Source organism: Microbulbifer sp. Q7 (assembly GCF_001639145.1).
GTDB lineage: Bacteria > Pseudomonadota > Gammaproteobacteria > Pseudomonadales > Cellvibrionaceae > Microbulbifer.
Window position 1 is genome coordinate 686675 of the sequence record NZ_LROY01000002.1, and the last position, 17779, is coordinate 704453.

Here is a 17779-nt window from a genome sequence, read left to right on the forward strand (position 1 = left end):
ACGCTTTTTAAAAAAATTTTTGTGATTCAATGAGTTAAGCCCGGATTCGGCTTGCAAAGCCCGCGCGGTACGGGGCGTGTAGGAGTGCGGTTGCGCTGCTATAATCCGCGCAGTTTCCGCCGGAGAACGTCAGTGCTAAAGAACATCGACACAACACACCCCGTTACCGTACTGGCCTTGCTGGTCATTTTGGCCATGCCATTTTCCGCGGTGCGCGCATCGGTGGAGGTTGAGCCATTGTCCACTCCCGAGCTGCAGGCGCGCTACCTGGTGCTGATCGAGGAAATGCGCTGCCCAAAATGTCAGAACCAGAATCTCGCGGGTTCCGATTCCATGGTGGCCACGGATTTGCGCCGGGAGATTCGTCGGCTGCTGGAAGAAGGGTTCAGCGATCAGGAGATCAGCGAATACATGGTGGCGCGCTATGGCGATTTCGTGTTGTATCGCCCGCCGCTGCAGCGCAATACCGTGGCACTGTGGGTTGCCCCTGGTGTGTTTGCTGCACTGGGCCTGTTGACGCTGATCGTGGTGGTGGCGCGCTCGCGCAGCGGCCGCGGACGCTCGCAGGCAGACGAGTCTGAAGAATTGAGTGCGGAAGAGCAGGCGCGTCTGGCGCAATTGCTGAATAACGGCGAACAGGGCGGAAGTAAAAACAATGATTGATCTGTGGTTGGTGCTGGCGCTGCTTGTGTTGCCGTTGGCTGTATGTATCGCCTGGCCCCTGTTGCGCTCGCAAACGCGGGGCGCACGGCCACCGGTGGAAAGCGCAAATCACAGTACGCAGGCCATGCTCTATCGGGAACATCTGGCTGAGCTGGAGGCTGCCCTCGAAAGTGGTTCGGTAGATGAGGCGCAGTATGCGTCGCTCAAGAATGAGTTGGCGCGCAAGCTGCTGGCCGAAGAGGGCGCTGCTTATCGGGTGTCAGCAGCCCGCAGCGGTGGCCGAGGACTGCTTTTCGCGCTGGCGTTTGCGCTGCCGTTTGCGGCTGTTGGCCTGTACTTCTCCTGGGGGGCGCATGACGACGTGGCGCTTTACCGGGATATCGCCGCCAGTCATTCGGGGCAATCCGATATGGTGGTGGAAGCCCGTATTACCCAGCAGCTGCGCGAGCGTGCGAGCACCCATCCTCAAGACCTCTCCAGTCGCTATGCCCTTGCGCAACGCCTGCTGGTGAGCAACGACATTGAAGGCGCGGTGGCGCAGTACCGTTATATCGTGGCCCATGAGCCCGAGGCGGTGAACGTTCGTGCGGAGTTGGCGCAGGCGCTGTTTTTTGCCGGCGGCTCAAAAATGACTCCGGACGTGTTAAGTGAAGTGAACCAGGTGCTTGAGGTGCAGCCGAATAACACTACGGCGCTGGGTCTGGCCGGTATTGCGGCGTTCGATCGCAAGGATTACGGTGGTGCCAGGGCGTTCTGGCAGCGCGCTCTGGACCAGTTGACGCCGGGCTCCAATGCGGCGCAGGCCCTGGCAGCAGGGGTCGCGCGTGCGGAAAAGGCATTGCGGGGCGCGGGCGAGCAACTGGCGGCTGGAGAGGTGCCCTCTGATGTGCCGTCGCAGGGCGATGGCGACGATGTTGCCGATGAGGCCAGCCGTATCGCAGTGCAGGTCACGTTGTCAGGATCCGTTCAGCCCGCCCCGGATACGCCGGTATTTGTCTACGCACGTACCGCAGATAGCCCGATGCCGCTGGCCATAGTGCGCCTGACAGCGGGAGAGCTGCCGGCAGAGGTGGTGCTGGATGAGTCTCGCGCAATGATGCCCGGCCGCAGCCTCAGTACCGTCAATGAGGTGCAGCTGGTGGCTCGGCTTGCCATAGGCGGCAATGCGCGCCCCGCGCCGGGAGACTGGCAGGGCGAAGTCAAAACCTTGTCCCGCGCCCAGTGGGGTAAGCCTGTCCACATCGCCATCGACCAGAAAATCTAGTCGAAACGGGTGTAGAGGTATCGCGGCTCTTTCCCCGCAATGGGGAGGAGTCGGTCAAAAATAGCGCTGAAACCGCGCCCGCAGCCATGTACAATCGGCGGTTTGCAAAAACAAACTGGCGATCCGGCAGCGTGGCTGTCTGGTCCTCCCTGAGATGACAACGAAGAGCGTTCGGCGGCGGTAAAAGTGACCGTACGGACGCCGGGTATTACCGAGTTTCAAGACCATGCGTTTGAAGTGCATCAAGCTGGCCGGATTCAAGTCCTTTGTCGATCCGACCACCGTTTACTTCCCCTCCAACCTCAGCGCCGTGGTCGGCCCCAACGGCTGTGGTAAGTCCAATACCATCGACGCGGTGCGCTGGGTAATGGGTGAATCCTCCGCGAAAAACCTCCGCGGCGACTCCATGACTGACGTCATCTTTAATGGCTCCAGCGGCCGCAAGCCCGTGGGGCAGGCCTCCATCGAACTGGTGTTCGACAATTCTGCCGGCAAACTGACCGGTGAATACGCGGCATTCAGCGAAATCTCCGTAAAGCGCAAGGTGACCCGTGACGGGCAGAACAACTACTACCTGAACGGTGAGAAGTGTCGCCGCCGGGATGTGACGGACTTGTTCCTGGGGACCGGTCTCGGCCCGCGCAGCTATGCGATTATCGAGCAGGGCATGATCTCCAAGCTCATCGAGGCCAAGCCCGAAGAGCTGCGCGTATTCATTGAAGAGGCCGCAGGCATCTCCAAGTACAAGGAGCGCCGCCGCGATACGGAAAATCGTATGCGCCGCACCAAGGAAAACCTGGAGCGATTGACCGATATTCGCGACGAGCTGGATCGCCAGCTGTCCCGCTTGGAGCGGCAGTCTGCGGCTGCAGAGAAGTACAGCCGCTTCAAGGAAGAAGAGCGTACCCACAAGGCGCACCTGCAGGCGCTCAAATACAAAGACCTGGACGATCAGGCCAAGGCCAAGCAACAGCAAATTGGCGAACTGGAGCTGACCGTCGAAGAGTTGGTGACTCGTCAGGTCAGTTGCGATACCGGTATCGAAGAGCAGCGCGTGGCGTATCACGATCTGTCCGATGCGTTTAACGAGGTACAGGGCCGTTTTTACTCGGTGGGCGCCGATATTGCGCGTCTCGAGCAGAGCATTTCCCACGCACGCGAGCGCAACAATCAGTTACAGACCGACTTCTCACGTACCGAACAGGAATACAGCGAGTCCCAGTCCCTGCTGGCGGCGGACCAGGAAAAGGCCGTCGAGTTTGATGCTGAGCTCGAGGTCATCGTGCCGGATCTGGAAATGGTGCAGGCCGCGGAGGAAGAATCTGCGCAAATGCTGCTGACCGCTGAAGACCAGATGCGCGACTGGCAGAACGAGTGGGACCAGTTCAACCAGGGCGCCTCCGGTTCCCGGCAGAAGGCCGAAGTGCAGCAGTCTCGGATCCAGCACCTGGAAACCTCCACCCAGCGCCTGCAGGATCGCATCAGCAAGCTGCAAACAGAACTAGAGAGTCTGTCCGGCGCCGGTGATGACGGCGAGCTGGAACAGCAGAACGAAGAGTTGGCAGAACTGGAAATGCAGCTGGCGGAGTTGCGTGAATCCATTGCCGAGCAAGTTGAACAGCTGGCGGCCTTGCGCCGTCAGGAAACAGATATCGCCTCCGAGCTGGACAAAGAGCGCCTGCAATTGCAGACCAGCCGTGGGCGGCAGGCCTCTCTGGAAGCCTTGCAGCAGGCGGCTCTGGGGCAGGGCAAGTCGGTGGCAAACTGGCTGGAGCAGCAGGCGCTGCACCAGCGTCCGCGCCTGGCGGATCAGATCAGTGCGCAATCCGGCTGGGAAACCGCGGTTGAAACCGTCCTCGGCGCCCAACTGCAGGCGGTATGTATCGATCAGATCGAGTCGCTGCAGGAATCCCTCGCCAGCCTCGACGGTGGTCAGGCGGTGTTTGTCGATGGCCAGCACGTCAACGCAAGCGCGGATGGCAGCCTGCCGAAACTGTCCGCCGTGGTGGAAGGGCCCAGCTCCCTGACTGGCCTGATCGATGGCATTTATACCGCCGAAGATCTCACCGCCGCTCTGACGCAACGCGCCCAGTTGCGCGCAGGGGAATCCATCGTTACCCGCGATGGCCTCTGGGTTGGCCCCAACTGGCTGCGGGTCAGCCGCGGGACCGATGCCGAGTCTGGTGTGCTTGCGCGCAAACAAGAGTTGGAAAGCCTGGAAGTCTCCCTGGCAGAGTGCGAAGGGCGTATCGAAGAGCTCACCGGGCAGCGGGAGCAGCTGCGCAGCCGCGCCGATGCGTTGGAATCTGGCATCGAGCAATCCCGTAATAATGCGGAACAGTTGAACCGTCGCACCGGTGACTTGCGCAGCCAGTTATCGGCCCAGCGCGCGCGTCAGGAACAGATGGACGAGCGCCGTCGTCGTATCGAAGCGGAAATCAGCGAAGTCAAAGAACAGAAAGAGATGGAGTCTGAAGCCATCTCTGAAGCGCGTATTGAACTGCAGGAAGCCGTCGAGGCGATGAGTGATGATACCGATCGTCGCGAATCCCTTCTGGCGCGCCGTGAAGAACTGCGTGAGGCGTTGGATGCGGCACGCCAGCGGGCCCGTGAAGACAAAGACCGGTCCCACGAGCTGGCCATGCGCGAGCAATCGGTGCGCACCCAGAAAGTGTCCTTGGAGCGTACCCTGCAGGTGCTGCGCGAGCAGGTTGAGCGCTTGCAGGAGCGCCGCGAGCAACTGAAACTGCAGATGGAAGAGGCCCAGGACCCGTCGCAGGACTTCCAGGCAGAACTCGAAGAAAAGCTCGCTCAGCGTATCGATGTCGAAAATGAGCTGGGCGACGCGCGCAAAAAACTTGAAGAAGTGGAATCCAGCCTGCGCAATCAGGAGCAGGAACGCCACAAGGCGGAGTCCGCGTTGCAGGGCGTGCGCGCCCAGCTGGAGCAACAGCGCCTGGTGGCACAAACTCTGGAGACCCAGCGCAATGGGCTGGTAGAGCAGCTGCGCGAGACTGATCACGATGTCGAGGCGCTGCTGGAGGAACTCCCGGAAGAATTGACCATCGAAGCAGTGCAGCAGGATATTGAGCTGGTGGCTGCACGGATTTCCCGTCTGGGGCCAATTAACCTGGCGGCGATTGACGAGTACAAGCAGGAATCGGAGCGCAAGAACTATCTTGATCGCCAGTACGAGGATCTGACCGACGCCCTGGAGACCCTGGAAAACGCCATTCGTCGTATCGACAAGGAAACCCGCACCCGTTTCAAGGAGACCTTTGACCAGGTCAATAGCGGGCTGCAGGAACTGTTTCCGAAAGTGTTTGGCGGTGGCCATGCGTACCTGGAGTTGACCGGCGACGATTTGCTGGATACCGGTATTGCGATCATGGCGCGGCCGCCCGGCAAGCGAAACAGCACCATTCATCTGCTTTCGGGTGGTGAAAAGGCACTGACGGCGATCGCTCTGGTGTTCTCGATCTTCCGTCTCAACCCCGCACCTTTCTGTATGCTGGACGAGGTGGATGCACCCTTGGATGACGCCAACGTCGGACGCTATGCGCGCATGGTGAAAGAAATGTCCGCGCATGTGCAGTTCATCTACATTACCCACAACAAGATCGCCATGGAAATGGCCGATCAGTTGCTGGGTGTAACCATGCACGAGCCGGGCGTCTCTCGCCTGGTGTCGGTCGATGTGGAAGAGGCGGCGGAGCTGGCGTCCGCATAATGAGCAAGCAGTGTTGTTTTAAGCGGGTGGACCCGGTGGATTACAACAGGTGGAATCTGGGCCTGCAGATTCGTCGGATGTCGGCTTAGGGAGAGGGAAGCAACAATGGATAACTGGCTGATCAATTTGCTGGCGCTGATTCTGCTCGCGGTGGTGGTGGATGGTGCGCGCCGTGCCTACCTCAAGCACCGCGATACGGTAAAAGTTTCCCGCAATCTGACCCGATCCATGCGTCGGGACCTGGACGGCCGCGACGAGGATATTCTCTCCGCCCCGCGCGCCTCGCATACCCCGCCGGGCACCGGCTCTCCGTCGGCTGAGCCACATACCGTCAGCAAGTCCCAGACTCGGGGCGCTACGGAACTCGCCGATTCCGAGCTCGAGTACATCGATCCGGAAGAGGCCGAAAAGCGACGCCAGATTTCTGCAGAATTGCCCGGCAGTGTGCGTGTGGTACAGCGCCGCAAGCCCGAGGACGCCACGCAGGTGAACCGTCAGGTTCAGCAGAACTTTCAGTCCTCCCGCAAGCCGTTGGCTGGCAGTAAGCCCGAGCGCCGGGAGGAAGAGTCTGCAACGGTGGATGCCGGAGTGCGTGCGGGCGTGCCCGAACAGGCTTCTCTCAACTTGGAGGAGCAGGTGCCGATGCTGATGGATTCCATTGTCGACGCGCCGTTGGAGCGCGGTCTGGAGCGCGGTCTGGAGGGGGGTGTGGAGCAGCCTCGCGAGCACCTCAGTGCTGAAGCAGCTGCTGACGAACCTGTGGTGGAGGCGACAGACCCGGAGATGCCGTTGTCCGAGGAGCTTGTTGTCACGGACCGTCGGGAGCCCTCCCTGGACGAAACCGTGAGCCTAGAGTCTCTGCAAGCCATGCCGGAAAAGGACGACTATTCCGGCAGTGAAACAGCGCCTGCCGAGCAAGGCACCACCGCCTCTACCGGCTGGTCGGCACCAGATCTCAAGCTCCCCGAGCTGAAATTCCCCGATCTTAAAAAAGCGGTTGCCCCGTCTCGCGAAGCGCGCGCGGCAAAGCCAGTGGACGCTGTCGCAGGCAGCACTGACAGAGCGACTACCCGAGGCGCAAGCCGCAAGGACCGCGATGTGGAAGAAGTCCTGATTTTGAACATCATGGCTCCCGCAGGTGACTGCTTTGAGGGAAATGATTTGTTGCGGGTGCTGCTGTCCAGTGGTTTGCGATTTGGTGAAATGAACATTTTCCATTACCACTGTGGCGAGGCGGGCGAGGGCCCTGTGCTATTTAGCCTGGCCAATGTCGTCGTGCCGGGTACTTTCGACATGTCCGAGATGGAGGAGTTCACCACCCCGGGAATCAGCCTGTTCCTGGCGCTACCCGCGGAAGTGGAGGCTCTGAAAGCTCTCGACACGCTGCTCACGACCGCGCGTTACATCGCGGAGCAGCTGGGCGGTGAACTGAAAGACGAAAATCGCAGCGTGTTTACCGCCCAGACCGCGGAACACTATCGCCAGCGCGTGATGGAATTTCAGCGGCGCAAGGCGCTGGCCCGCGCACAGGCCTGAGCCTGCCCAAGCCGAAACCCAGGCTCTGGCGCCCGGCGCTGGGCCTGGCTCCCCACCGGCAAGAATTCCCTGTTTTTGCGAATAGAAAATGACAAAAAATATTCCCCAGGAAAAGCAGCAGCGTGCTCAACAGCTGCACGAAATCCTCAATCGCGCCAACTATGAATACTATGTGCTCGATACGCCAGAACTCCCCGATGCGGAATACGACCGCTGTTTGCGAGAGCTGCAGGCGCTGGAGAGCGATTTTCCCGCGCTGATCACCCCGGATTCACCCACGCAGCGCGTCGGGGCCCAGCCACTGGCGGCGTTTACCCAGATTCGCCACGAGATGCCTATGTTGTCACTGGACAATGCGTTCAGTGATGAGGAAATGGAGGATTTCGACCGCCGTATCCGCGACCGTCTGAATAGTAGCGCTCCGGTTGAGTACGCCTGCGAACCCAAGCTGGATGGTATTGCGGTAAGCCTGTTATACCGCAACGGGATTCTTGAGCGCGCGGCGACACGTGGTGACGGCAGTGTCGGTGAGGATATCACCCAGAACGTACGTACTATTTACTCGGTGCCGTTGAAGTTGCTTGCGGATGACGTGCCACCGGTACTCGAGGTGCGCGGCGAAATCTATATGCCCAAGGCGGGCTTTGATGCTTTAAATGCAAAGGCCCGAGAAGCGGGCGAAAAAGGGTTCGTGAATCCACGCAATGCCGCAGCGGGTAGTTTGCGGCAGCTCGATTCCAGGATTACGGCGCAGCGCCCACTGGAGCTGTGTGTATACAGTGTGGGGATTGTCGAGGGTGGCAATTTGCCAGATCGCCACACGGCGGTACTTGAGCAACTAAACCGATGGGGGTTCCGCATAAACAGTGAAATGGCCGTGGCGGAAAACATTGGGGAGTGCCTCGACTATTACCGCAAGCTTGGCGAGAAGCGTGCGCAATTGCCCTACGACATTGACGGCATTGTGTTCAAGGTCAACAGTATTCCCCTGCAAAAGCGCTTGGGTTTTGTGGCGCGGGCACCGCGCTGGGCGACTGCGTATAAATTTCCCGCGCAGGAGGAAATGACCCGCCTGCTGGATGTGGAGTTCCAGGTGGGGCGCACCGGCGCTGTGACGCCGGTAGCAAGGCTGGAACCGGTGTTTGTTGGCGGTGTGACGGTATCCAACGCGACGCTGCACAATCGCGATGAGATCGCGCGCCTCGGCGTTAAGATCGGTGACACGGTGGTGATCCGGCGTGCCGGTGATGTGATCCCGCAAGTGGTTTCGGTGGTGGAGAGTCGCCGACCGGAGAGCGCCCGTGCGATCGAGTTTCCGACGCACTGCCCGGTGTGTGAGTCGCCGGTTGAAGCAACGCCGGGTGAAGCGGTGGCGCGCTGTAGCGGTGGCCTTATTTGCAGCGCACAGCGCAAGCAGGCCATCAAACACTTCGCGTCGCGCAAGGCGATGGATGTAGACGGCCTGGGGGACAAAATTGTCGAGCAGCTGGTGGATGAGGGATTGCTGAATTCCGTCTCGGGCCTCTATCACCTGTCATTGGCGCCGTTGGTCGCGCTGGAGAGGATGGGTGAAAAATCTGCACAGAACCTGCTCGATGCGCTGGAAAAGAGTAAAAACACTACGCTGCCCAAATTTCTCTACGCACTGGGAATTCGCGAAGTAGGGGAGGCCACCGCACGCAATCTGGCGCGACATTTCGGCGACCTGGCGCCACTGATGCAAGCGAACGAAGAGGCCCTTCAGCAGGTGGAAGATGTGGGGCCAGTGGTTGCGCATTACGTAGCGGAATTTTTCCAGCAACCGCACAACCTGGAAGAAATTGAAGCCTTGCAGCAGGCCGGCGTGCACTGGGAGGCGGTGGTCCAGGAAGCCGGTTCGCAGCCTCTTGCGGGCCAGACCTGGGTGCTTACGGGCAAGCTCGAGACTCTCTCGCGCAGTGAGGCCAAGGACTACTTGCAGCGCCTGGGCGCGAAAGTGGCCGGCAGTGTTTCGGCGAACACACACACTGTGGTTGCCGGACCCGGCGCCGGTTCAAAACTGAACAAGGCCCGGGAGCTCAATTTGCCCGTGCTGGATGAGGATGGGCTTATGGAAATGTTGCGCGGTCAGGGCATTGAAATCTAATCTTCCCGGCCGCCTGTTTTCTGCACAAAGTGTTGGGTGGATAGACACTGGGAATCGACCCGCGTGGCATTGGCGTTCCGCTGATACCGAAAATGCGATCGGATTACGAATTTGTCGCTCGCCCGCTGTAGAATTCTGATTGCTGCGCCGTTACAGTTGACTGAATTAGTTTTTTGAATTGGCTAGCTGGCAACCGGACTGTGTTGCGGTGGCGGCGTAGGGGTTAGCGCAGAGTGATTCAGGGCGATCAGGAATCCATTGTTTACGGCTGTATCAAAGACAGTAACAGCCTTTCCGGCGGCAGTGACCGCCGTCGGGTTAATCGGGAAGCCGTGCTGGCTCTGCCCAGTGCGGACGAGTGGCCGTTTCTTTGCCGCGATATGTTTGCCGTCCCCACCATCAAGATGAAGCAGTCGCAATACCAGACCGATGTGATCCATTTTGGTGCCTCATACCGCGCCGTGGAATACGAGTGGAATCACTGGATCCAGAAATTCGAAGAACTTCTGCAAAGCATGTACTGGGTGTCGGCAACGGTGCATCTTGAAACCGAGCTATCGGGTACCCATTCGTTTACCTGGGAGGCTGCCGGTCTCTATCACGAGCCGGGCTGTGGCGACATGCAGGTGCGCTGTGAGTGGACCCAGGAAGGCCGCGTCAGCATGTGACGCGCACGTTTCGCACACTATCCTGTGACACTGTCCTGTTGAGTGTATTCTGGCCGGCCATACTGAACAGCGCTGTTCCTTCCATTCAGTCTACCGATCGACCGGGGGTGCCCCATGTCCGACAGCCTGCCTGAAAACCCGTCTGAAGGCCCCTCTGAGGGCCCATCTAAAGAACCACAAAATTTCCGCATCGAAAAAGACAGCTTGGGTCAAGTGCCAGTGCCCAAGTGGGCGCATTTCGGCGCACAGACGCAGCGCGCGGTCGATAATTTTCCAGTAAGTGGGTACACGTTGCCGGTCGAGTTTTTGCGAGCGGTCGTCGCGATTAAAAAAGCCGCTGCGGAGTCGAACCAGTACCTTGGCCTGCTCGACGAAGCGCTGGCTGAGGCGATTGTCCAGGCATGCGACGGACTCAACGCTTCCGATTATGCCAAGCAGTTTCCCGTGGATGTGTTTCAGACAGGCTCCGGCACCAGCACCAATATGAATGTGAATGAGGTGCTCGCCCATATCGCCTGTGCGCAGAGCGGTTTGAATGTCGGGGCCAACGACCACGTCAATATGTCCCAGAGTAGCAACGACGTAATTCCCACGGCCATACACCTGTCTGCCCTGCTGGCGCTGCAAAATAAACTGTTGCCGGCACTGGTGCACTTTATTGATGTGGTCCAGGAAAAGGCGAAGTCGTTAGATGGGGTTGTTAAAACCGGGCGTACTCACCTGATGGATGCGGTGCCGATTACCCTGTCGCAGGAGCTGCATGCTTGGGCGGCCCAGATTCGTTTGTGCAAGGAGCGCATTGAAGCCGCGTTACCGCGCCTTGAACAGCTGGCACAGGGGGGCACCGCGGTGGGCAGTGGGCTCAATGCTCACCCGGAGTTTGCTGAAGTGTTTGCCCGCCGGTTGAGTAGTGAATGCGGTGTCTCATTGCGCCCGGCAGAAAATCTGTTCACTGCCATCGCCTGTCAGGACACGGCGGTTGAGGTTTCCGGACAACTGAAAACCCTTGCTGTCGCACTGATGAAGATTGCCAATGATTTGCGCTGGATGAACAGCGGCCCACTCGCCGGTTTCGGTGAGATAGCATTGCCCGCACTGCAGCCAGGCAGCAGTATTATGCCCGGCAAGGTCAATCCGGTGATTGCGGAGTCCATTGCCATGGTGGCGGCGAAGGTGATGGGTAACGACACCACCATTACCGTAGCGGGGCAAAGTGGAAATTTTCAGCTGAACGTGATGCTGCCGGTTATCGCTTTTTCCCTGCTGGAAAGCATTCGGACCCTGGCGAGCAGCACCCGATTATTGGCGGATAAGGCCATTGCCGGATTCAGTGTCAATGAAGATCGCATACAGCAAGCGCTGGCGAGAAACCCCATTCTGGTGACTGCGCTGAATCCGGTCATTGGTTATGGCAAGGCGGCAGAGATTGCCAAAGCCGCCTACACCAGTGGGCGGCCTGTGCTTGAGGTGGCGGTGGAGATGACGGACCTGTCGAAGAGCGAGCTGGAGCAGTTGCTCGACCCTGCGCGACTGAGCCGGGGAGGAATTGTGGGTGGTTAGCGGTCGGCCGGTGGGTTGCAATCGTTGACCGGGATCAGCCAAACAGCAGAATGCCCAGCAGGATACTGCCGACAAACAGCATCATACATTCCACCCAGATGGCGAGCTTGCGTAGAATGGCCCTGTCTTCGCGACGGTAAAGCAGACGTTTTTGCATGACCTGTCCTCCTTGTTGGCAGACGATCAGCGGGTTCGCACCGCGGTTTCGTTGACAGCGTGCGGTGGATGCTGCACGATTCTGCGCCGTGTATGGCGCCCGACCTTAAGGTCCTCGCCTGTGTACACAAGGTCTTTCGAGTGGCCGCGAGTGCAGGTGAGTCTCTATATTGATAAGGATAGTGTTGTCCAGCTGCGCCGACCAATCATCCATTTTCCAGTCAAAGTGTGTCTGTTATGGCCTCAAAACGCCGCCGCTCATTTGTTACCAGTGTGCTGGCCTGCATCGCATTTATCGCTGCGGCCATCTGGAGCTGGGATCTTCCGGTTGCCGATCTGCTCAGCTATCTGGTGTTGCTGCTGGTTTTTCTGGTGGTGATCGTGGCCGTGGCCTTCGGGTTTGGTGCGCTGCTGAACTGGTTGCGCAATCGTCGCAATAAATAAGTGATTTCAACGGATCGGACTGCCAGCCCCAGAATGGACAATTCCAACGACGATATCCGTATACCCATTGCCTATGTGCAGCGACTGCTGGATGAGGCCGCCAACCACGGTTGTGACCGCGACGAACTGCTCTCTTCGGTAGGGATTTCCGAAAACGATCTGGAAGATACGGCCGCGTTCTCGGCGGTGAAGTACGGTCGCCTCTACCAGCGTGTGATGTGGCTTGCCCAGGATGAGTGGTTTGGCATGTTGAGTGGTGGGCGGGTACGCTCCGGCTCTTTCCGGCTGTTGTGCCTGACGGTGGTCAACTGCGCGACGGTGCGTCAGGCCATCACTCTCAGCGCGGAGTTTAATGAAATCTGCCGCGGCTTCCGTGTCAAACCCGTACTGCACCCGGAGGGTGACAGGGATCGGGTGGTGATTGAGGGAATCAGCTCTCTGGCGCCGGGAGAGTTTGAGCAGCTGATCGCGGAAACCACACCGGGAGTGATTCGCACCACCCTGGCGGTCTGGCATCGCTTCTATTGCTGGCTGGTGGGGCGTGAGATTCCGCTGGCCAAGTTGCACTTTTCGTTTCCCTGTCCGGAAGAATTTCTGTCGCTGGCGCAGAGTGAGGCGGGTGAACTGCTATTTGACCAGCCGGCCAATGCTCTGGAATACGAGAGCCGCTACCTGGATTACCCCATCGTCCAGAGTCCGCAGACCGTGGAAGATTTCATTCGCACGGCGCCCTATCACCTGGTGATCAGTGACGGCAGTGCCAGCAGTATCAAGACCAAGGTCAAGACCATTCTCAATCGCGACGTGAGCGAGTCGATGCCGGCCGCGGAAGCCGTGGCCGAGCGCCTGAACATGTCGGTGACCACCCTGCGCCGTAAGCTGCAGCAGGAAAATACCTCCTACCAAAAACTGAAAGACGAATGTCGGATGGAAGCGGCATTCCACTATCTCAGTTGTCCGGACCTGTCGAACACCCAGATCGCGGAAATGCTCGGTTTTGACGAGGCCAGCGCTTTTTTCCGCGCCTTCAAAAAGTGGACTGGGGTAACCCCCGGGGAGTATCGCAAAAGTCCGCGCGCTACTGCCGCCGGTCTTTGATGTCGCCCGGTGGCGTCATTTTTCACGGGTTCGCCGCCATCGATTGCGCCGCTTGGCGCTGTGAATATTTGACTGCCCCGTCAGCCCTTTCCCCCTGTTTGCCCGCCGTATTTTGTTAGTGCTTTGGACACTTTTCGCCATAGTGAGTTTTGCCAATTTGGAACTACTATGAATAAAACCAAAAGTTGAGTCACAAGCTGAGGCGCTGGATTTTGCCCTAGCCACTGTGGCTCCCGGGATGACATGCCCGGTCCACCGACGACAAATATCGAAAGAGGGTACACAGGATGAGCGAGATCAAGATTCCGCTGCGTGACATGCGATTTGCAATGCGTGAGCTGTTTGGCTGGGATCAGCACTATGCGACGCTTGGCTACGAGGATGCGAGCCCGGACGTAGTGGACGCCATTCTGGAAGAGGGTGCCAAGTTCTGTGAAAACGTGTTGGCGCCTCTGAACCAGATCGGTGACCAGCAGGGCTGTACCTGGGTTGACGGCGAAGTCAAAACACCGGAAGGCTTCAAAGAGGCTTACCAGCAGTTTGTAGAGGCCGGCTGGCCGTCTCTGCCGCACAAGGAAGAACATGGTGGCCAGGGCCTGCCGCCGTCGCTGGGCACCATCCTGAGCGAAATGGTGGGTACCGCCAACTGGTCCTGGGGCATGTACCCGGGGCTTTCCCACGGCGCTATGAACACCCTGGAAGCCCATGGTACCGACGCACAGAAGGATACTTACCTGACCAAGCTGGTTGAAGGCAGCTGGACCGGCACCATGTGTCTCACCGAACCGCACTGTGGTACCGACCTGGGCATTCTCCGCACCAAGGCGGAACCGAATACCGACGGCTCCTATTCCATTAGCGGTACCAAAATTTTCATTTCCGCCGGCGAGCACGACATGGCGGAAAATATCGTACACATTGTACTGGCACGCCTGCCTGACGCCCCTGCGGGTACCAAGGGTATATCCCTGTTTATCGTACCGAAATTCCTGCCCAGCGAAGATGGATCGGTGGGGGAGCGCAACGGTGTGACCTGTGGCTCGCTGGAGCACAAGATGGGTATTCACGGCAACGCCACCGCGGTGCTGAACTTCGATGGTGCCAAGGGTTTCCTGATTGGTCCGCCGAACAAGGGCCTGAACTGCATGTTCACCTTTATGAATACCGCGCGTCTGGGTACCGCGCTGCAGGGCGTGGCGCACGCAGAAGCGGGCTTCCAGAAGTCCCTGGCGTATGCCAAAGATCGTCTGCAGATGCGCTCCCTGAGCGGCCCGAAAAACCCGCAAGGCGCAGCAGACCCGATCATCGTGCATCCCGATGTACGCCGCATGCTGATGACGCAAAAGGCATTCGCCGAGGGCGGCCGCATGCTGGTTCTGTTGTGTGCACAGCAGGTGGATCGCTCTCAGAGCGGCTCGGAAGAAGAGCGCAAAGACGCGGACGACCTGCTGGCATTCCTGACGCCCATCGCCAAGGCATTCCTGACCGAAACCGGCTATGAGTCGGCTAACCTCGGCCTGCAGTGTTTCGGTGGTCACGGCTACATCGCCGAATGGGGCATGGAGCAGAACGTACGTGACGCGCGTATCGCCACGATCTACGAGGGTACCACCGGTATTCAGGCTCTGGACCTGTTGGGCCGCAAGGTACTGATGAGTCAGGGTGAGTTGCTGCGTAAGTTCACCAAGATCGTGCACAAGTTCTGCCAGGCCGAAGTGGACAACGAAGCGCTCGCGCCTTACGTCTCCAAACTTCAGGAGATCAACAAGGAGTGGGGCGAGCTGACCATGAATATCGGCGTGAAAGCCATGGAGAATCCGGACGAAGTGGGTGCTGCATCGGTGGATTACCTGATGTACTCCGGCTACGCGGTGCAAGCCTATCTGTGGGCGCTGTCGGCCAAGGTGGCCAATGCGCAGATCGCAGCGGGTACAGCGGAGGAAGATTTCTACCGCTCCAAGCTCGCGACCGCTCGGTTCTTCTTTGACCGAATTCTGCCGCGCACCGCTACCCACGCGGCCGCCATGCAGACTGGCGCGGATAACCTGATGAGCCTGGACGCGGAACACTTCGCCTTCTGAGCTTGATGTGAGTAAAACACCGCCGCTGGAGACATCGGCGGTGTTTTTGGATCTGGCTTTTGCCAACGGCGGCAAAAGCGGGGCGTGTTTTATCTGGAGCTCCGATGCAATTACCCGTGCACATCATTGAGCGGCTGCAGCAGCTGACTTGTTTGCCCAATACCGCTCGGGTACAGTTTCGATTGCCAGACGGCAGTGATTTTTACCTGCAGGTACAGAAAGGCAGCGAAGCTGTGGATGCGATTGCCGCTGAGCAGGTATCAGGTCTGATTGCGGATGCCGACCTGGAACTGGAAATGTCGTATCACACGTTGAAAGACATTACCCATGGCCAGCTAAGCGCGCGCCACGCGTTTCTGCTGGGGGATATCCGCTACACCGGCAACCGGGAGCTGGCGGCGGCACTGGCGGATCTTTTTTCCGCGCGGTCGTAACTGAGAGGACCGCGCAAGACCCCGGAGGTGGAGCCTTGCGATGTCCGGAGATCGCGGCGCGCATTGCATCCTCCTGACAACATTCACCGAATAACTATCAAAACTTACAATAATTATCTGCCCGAATGGGGCTTGTCCTGAAGATTTCGTCTATATAGGGACTTGGGTACCACAAAGACGCTGAGCACAGCCGGTTCCCCGCGGCGATTAATGCGCATGTCATGGTATCTTCGGCCTGAAACCTGATTGATAATCCCGGGAAAGGCGCGCACCGTACCAGGCGGATAGCACCACAAAAACAACATATTGGGAGAAATAAGTTGGACATCGAACGCAGCATTCTTGACGTGTTTTCCACCGCTACGGCCAAATACGCCGATCGACCGGCCTTTACCTGCCTTGGGCATACTTTGAGCATCGGTGATATCGATCGGCTCAGTGCCAACTTCGCCTCCTATCTGCAACACAAGACAAACCTCAAGCCGGGTGATCGTATTGCGGTGCAACTGCCGAACGTGTTGCAGTACCCGGTTGTTGTGTTCGGTGCCCTGCGTGCGGGCCTTACGGTGGTCAATACCAATCCCCTGTACACCAAGCGCGAGCTGAAGCACCAGCTGAACGATTCCGGTGCCAAAGCGCTGGTGGTGCTGGCGAACATTGCCGACGTGGCCTCTGAAGTCATCCCGGAAACGGGCGTAGAGCAGGTGATTGTGTCGGAGATTGCCGATCTGCACCCGCCGCTCAAGCGCGTTCTGATCAACAGTGTCGCCAAGTACGTCAAGAAGATGGTGCCAGAGTTCAGCTTCTCCAACCGCGTTAACTTTCGTGATGCCATGTCTGCCGGAGCAGGGCAGCAGCATCAGGACGTGCAGCGCACCCCAGACGACATTGCGGTGTTGCAGTACACCGGTGGTACCACGGGTGTCGCCAAGGGCGCCATGCTGACCAACCGCAACCTGGTTGCCAATATGGAGCAGGTGCGCGAAGCGCTTGGTGACTCCATGAAGGAAGGTGAAGAGTACTATGTGGCGCCGCTGCCGCTGTACCACATTTACGCGTTCACCATCCACTGTATGTGCCTGTTCACCACCGGCAACCACTCTTTGCTGATTCCGAATCCGCGGGATATTCCGGGTTTTGTCAAAACCCTGAAGGGCAAGCGATTCACCGGTTTCTGCGGCCTGAATACCCTGTTTAACGGCCTGATGCGCTTCCCCGATTTTGCCGACCTGGATTTCAGCAAGCTACATACCACCTGTTCAGGCGGTATGGCATTGACACGTGCGACCGCAGAGCGGTGGGAAAAAATGACCGGTTGCGTCGTGACCGAAGGTTACGGCATGACCGAGACCTCGCCGGTAGTGTCGTTCAACCCGGCGGATGCCGTGCAGCTTGGCACTGTGGGTGTGGCGGTACCTGAGACCGAGGTGAAGGTGATTGACGAGAACGGCAATGACCTGCCCAACAATACCCCGGGAGAGCTCTGTGTGCGCGGCCCACAGGTAATGAAGGGTTACTGGGAGCGCCCGGAAGCGACACAGGAGACTATCGACTCCGAGGGCTGGCTGAAAACCGGTGATATGGCGGTGATCCAGGATGACGGGTATATCAAAATTGTCGACCGCAAGAAGGACATGATCATCGTGTCAGGCTTCAATGTGTACCCCAACGAAATTGAAGATATTGTTGCCGCGCATCCCAAGGTTGCCGAAGCCGCCGCCGTTGGTATTCCGGATGAGCGCAGTGGTGAGGCGGTAAAACTGTTTGTAGTGAAGACCGATGAATCGCTGACCGAGGACGAAGTCATCGCCTACTGCCGTGAAAATATGACCGCGTACAAGGTCCCGAGGAATATCGAGTTCCGCGAAGATCTACCCAAGACCAACGTGGGCAAGATTCTGCGTCGTGAACTGCGCGATGAAGAGTTAAAAAAAAGTGAAGAGGCGACCGCTGCCTGAGGCGGCACCGCTCTCCACCTGATTCGAGTAATTGGGTGTAAAAAAACCCGCTGCTTGCAGCG

General features: G+C 58.6%; 13 protein-coding genes. 12 read left to right on the plus strand and 1 reads right to left on the minus strand.

Annotated features, from left to right (window positions below):
* Positions 1–132 precede the first annotated feature (132 nt).
* The 7 genes from AU182_RS08510 (at position 133) to AU182_RS08540 (ending at position 11546) form a co-directional block, all read left to right on the plus strand.
* Entirely contained in the window at positions 133–663 is a 531-nt protein-coding gene (locus AU182_RS08510) for a cytochrome c-type biogenesis protein (RefSeq protein ID WP_227718192.1), read from the plus strand.
* Complete coding sequence (gene ccmI, locus AU182_RS08515) at positions 656–1927, plus strand: c-type cytochrome biogenesis protein CcmI (RefSeq protein ID WP_066963671.1); 1272 nt, start codon at positions 656–658, stop codon at positions 1925–1927. The genes AU182_RS08510 and ccmI overlap by 8 nt, the downstream gene beginning before the upstream one ends.
* 226 nt (positions 1928–2153) lie before the next feature.
* Positions 2154–5657, plus strand: a complete 3504-nt coding sequence (gene smc, locus AU182_RS08520; RefSeq protein ID WP_066963674.1) for a chromosome segregation protein SMC — start codon at positions 2154–2156, stop codon at positions 5655–5657.
* A gap of 105 nt (positions 5658–5762) precedes the next feature.
* Positions 5763–7193 carry a cell division protein ZipA gene (zipA, locus tag AU182_RS08525; protein ID WP_066963676.1) on the plus strand — a complete coding sequence of 477 codons (1431 nt, stop codon included), beginning with the start codon at positions 5763–5765 and terminating at the stop codon, positions 7191–7193.
* 88 nt (positions 7194–7281) lie between these two features.
* Positions 7282–9318 (plus strand): NAD-dependent DNA ligase LigA, encoded by a 2037-nt coding sequence (gene ligA / locus AU182_RS08530; RefSeq protein WP_066963679.1) that lies wholly within the window; start codon positions 7282–7284, stop codon positions 9316–9318.
* Positions 9319–9551: 233 nt separating this feature from the next.
* Positions 9552–9986 (plus strand): hypothetical protein, encoded by a 435-nt coding sequence (locus AU182_RS08535; protein WP_066963682.1) that lies wholly within the window; start codon positions 9552–9554, stop codon positions 9984–9986.
* 114 nt (positions 9987–10100) lie between these two features.
* Positions 10101–11546, plus strand: coding sequence for an aspartate ammonia-lyase (locus AU182_RS08540; RefSeq protein WP_082859314.1), 1446 nt, complete (start codon positions 10101–10103; stop codon positions 11544–11546).
* 34 nt (positions 11547–11580) lie between these two features.
* Here AU182_RS08540 and AU182_RS16860 read toward each other — a convergent pair whose 3' ends face one another.
* On the minus strand, positions 11581–11703 hold the full coding sequence (locus AU182_RS16860; RefSeq protein WP_255359341.1) for a hypothetical protein: 123 nt from the start codon (positions 11701–11703) through the stop codon (positions 11581–11583).
* 236 nt (positions 11704–11939) lie between these two features.
* Here AU182_RS16860 and AU182_RS08545 point away from each other — a divergent pair, with 236 nt between their 5' ends.
* From AU182_RS08545 to AU182_RS08565, 5 genes are all read left to right on the plus strand, one after another.
* On the plus strand, positions 11940–12146 hold the full coding sequence (locus tag AU182_RS08545; protein ID WP_066963686.1) for a hypothetical protein: 207 nt from the start codon (positions 11940–11942) through the stop codon (positions 12144–12146).
* Between the two features lie 33 nt (positions 12147–12179).
* On the plus strand, positions 12180–13244 hold the full coding sequence (locus tag AU182_RS08550; protein WP_066963689.1) for an AraC family transcriptional regulator: 1065 nt from the start codon (positions 12180–12182) through the stop codon (positions 13242–13244).
* A 287-nt stretch (positions 13245–13531) separates the two neighbouring features.
* Complete coding sequence (locus AU182_RS08555) at positions 13532–15325, plus strand: acyl-CoA dehydrogenase C-terminal domain-containing protein (RefSeq protein WP_066963691.1); 1794 nt, start codon at positions 13532–13534, stop codon at positions 15323–15325.
* A gap of 104 nt (positions 15326–15429) precedes the next feature.
* Positions 15430–15759 (plus strand): SCP2 sterol-binding domain-containing protein, encoded by a 330-nt coding sequence (locus AU182_RS08560; RefSeq protein WP_066963694.1) that lies wholly within the window; start codon positions 15430–15432, stop codon positions 15757–15759.
* Between the two features lie 320 nt (positions 15760–16079).
* Positions 16080–17717, plus strand: a complete 1638-nt coding sequence (locus AU182_RS08565; protein ID WP_066963697.1) for an AMP-binding protein — start codon at positions 16080–16082, stop codon at positions 17715–17717.
* The last annotated feature ends 62 nt before the right edge of the window (positions 17718–17779 follow it).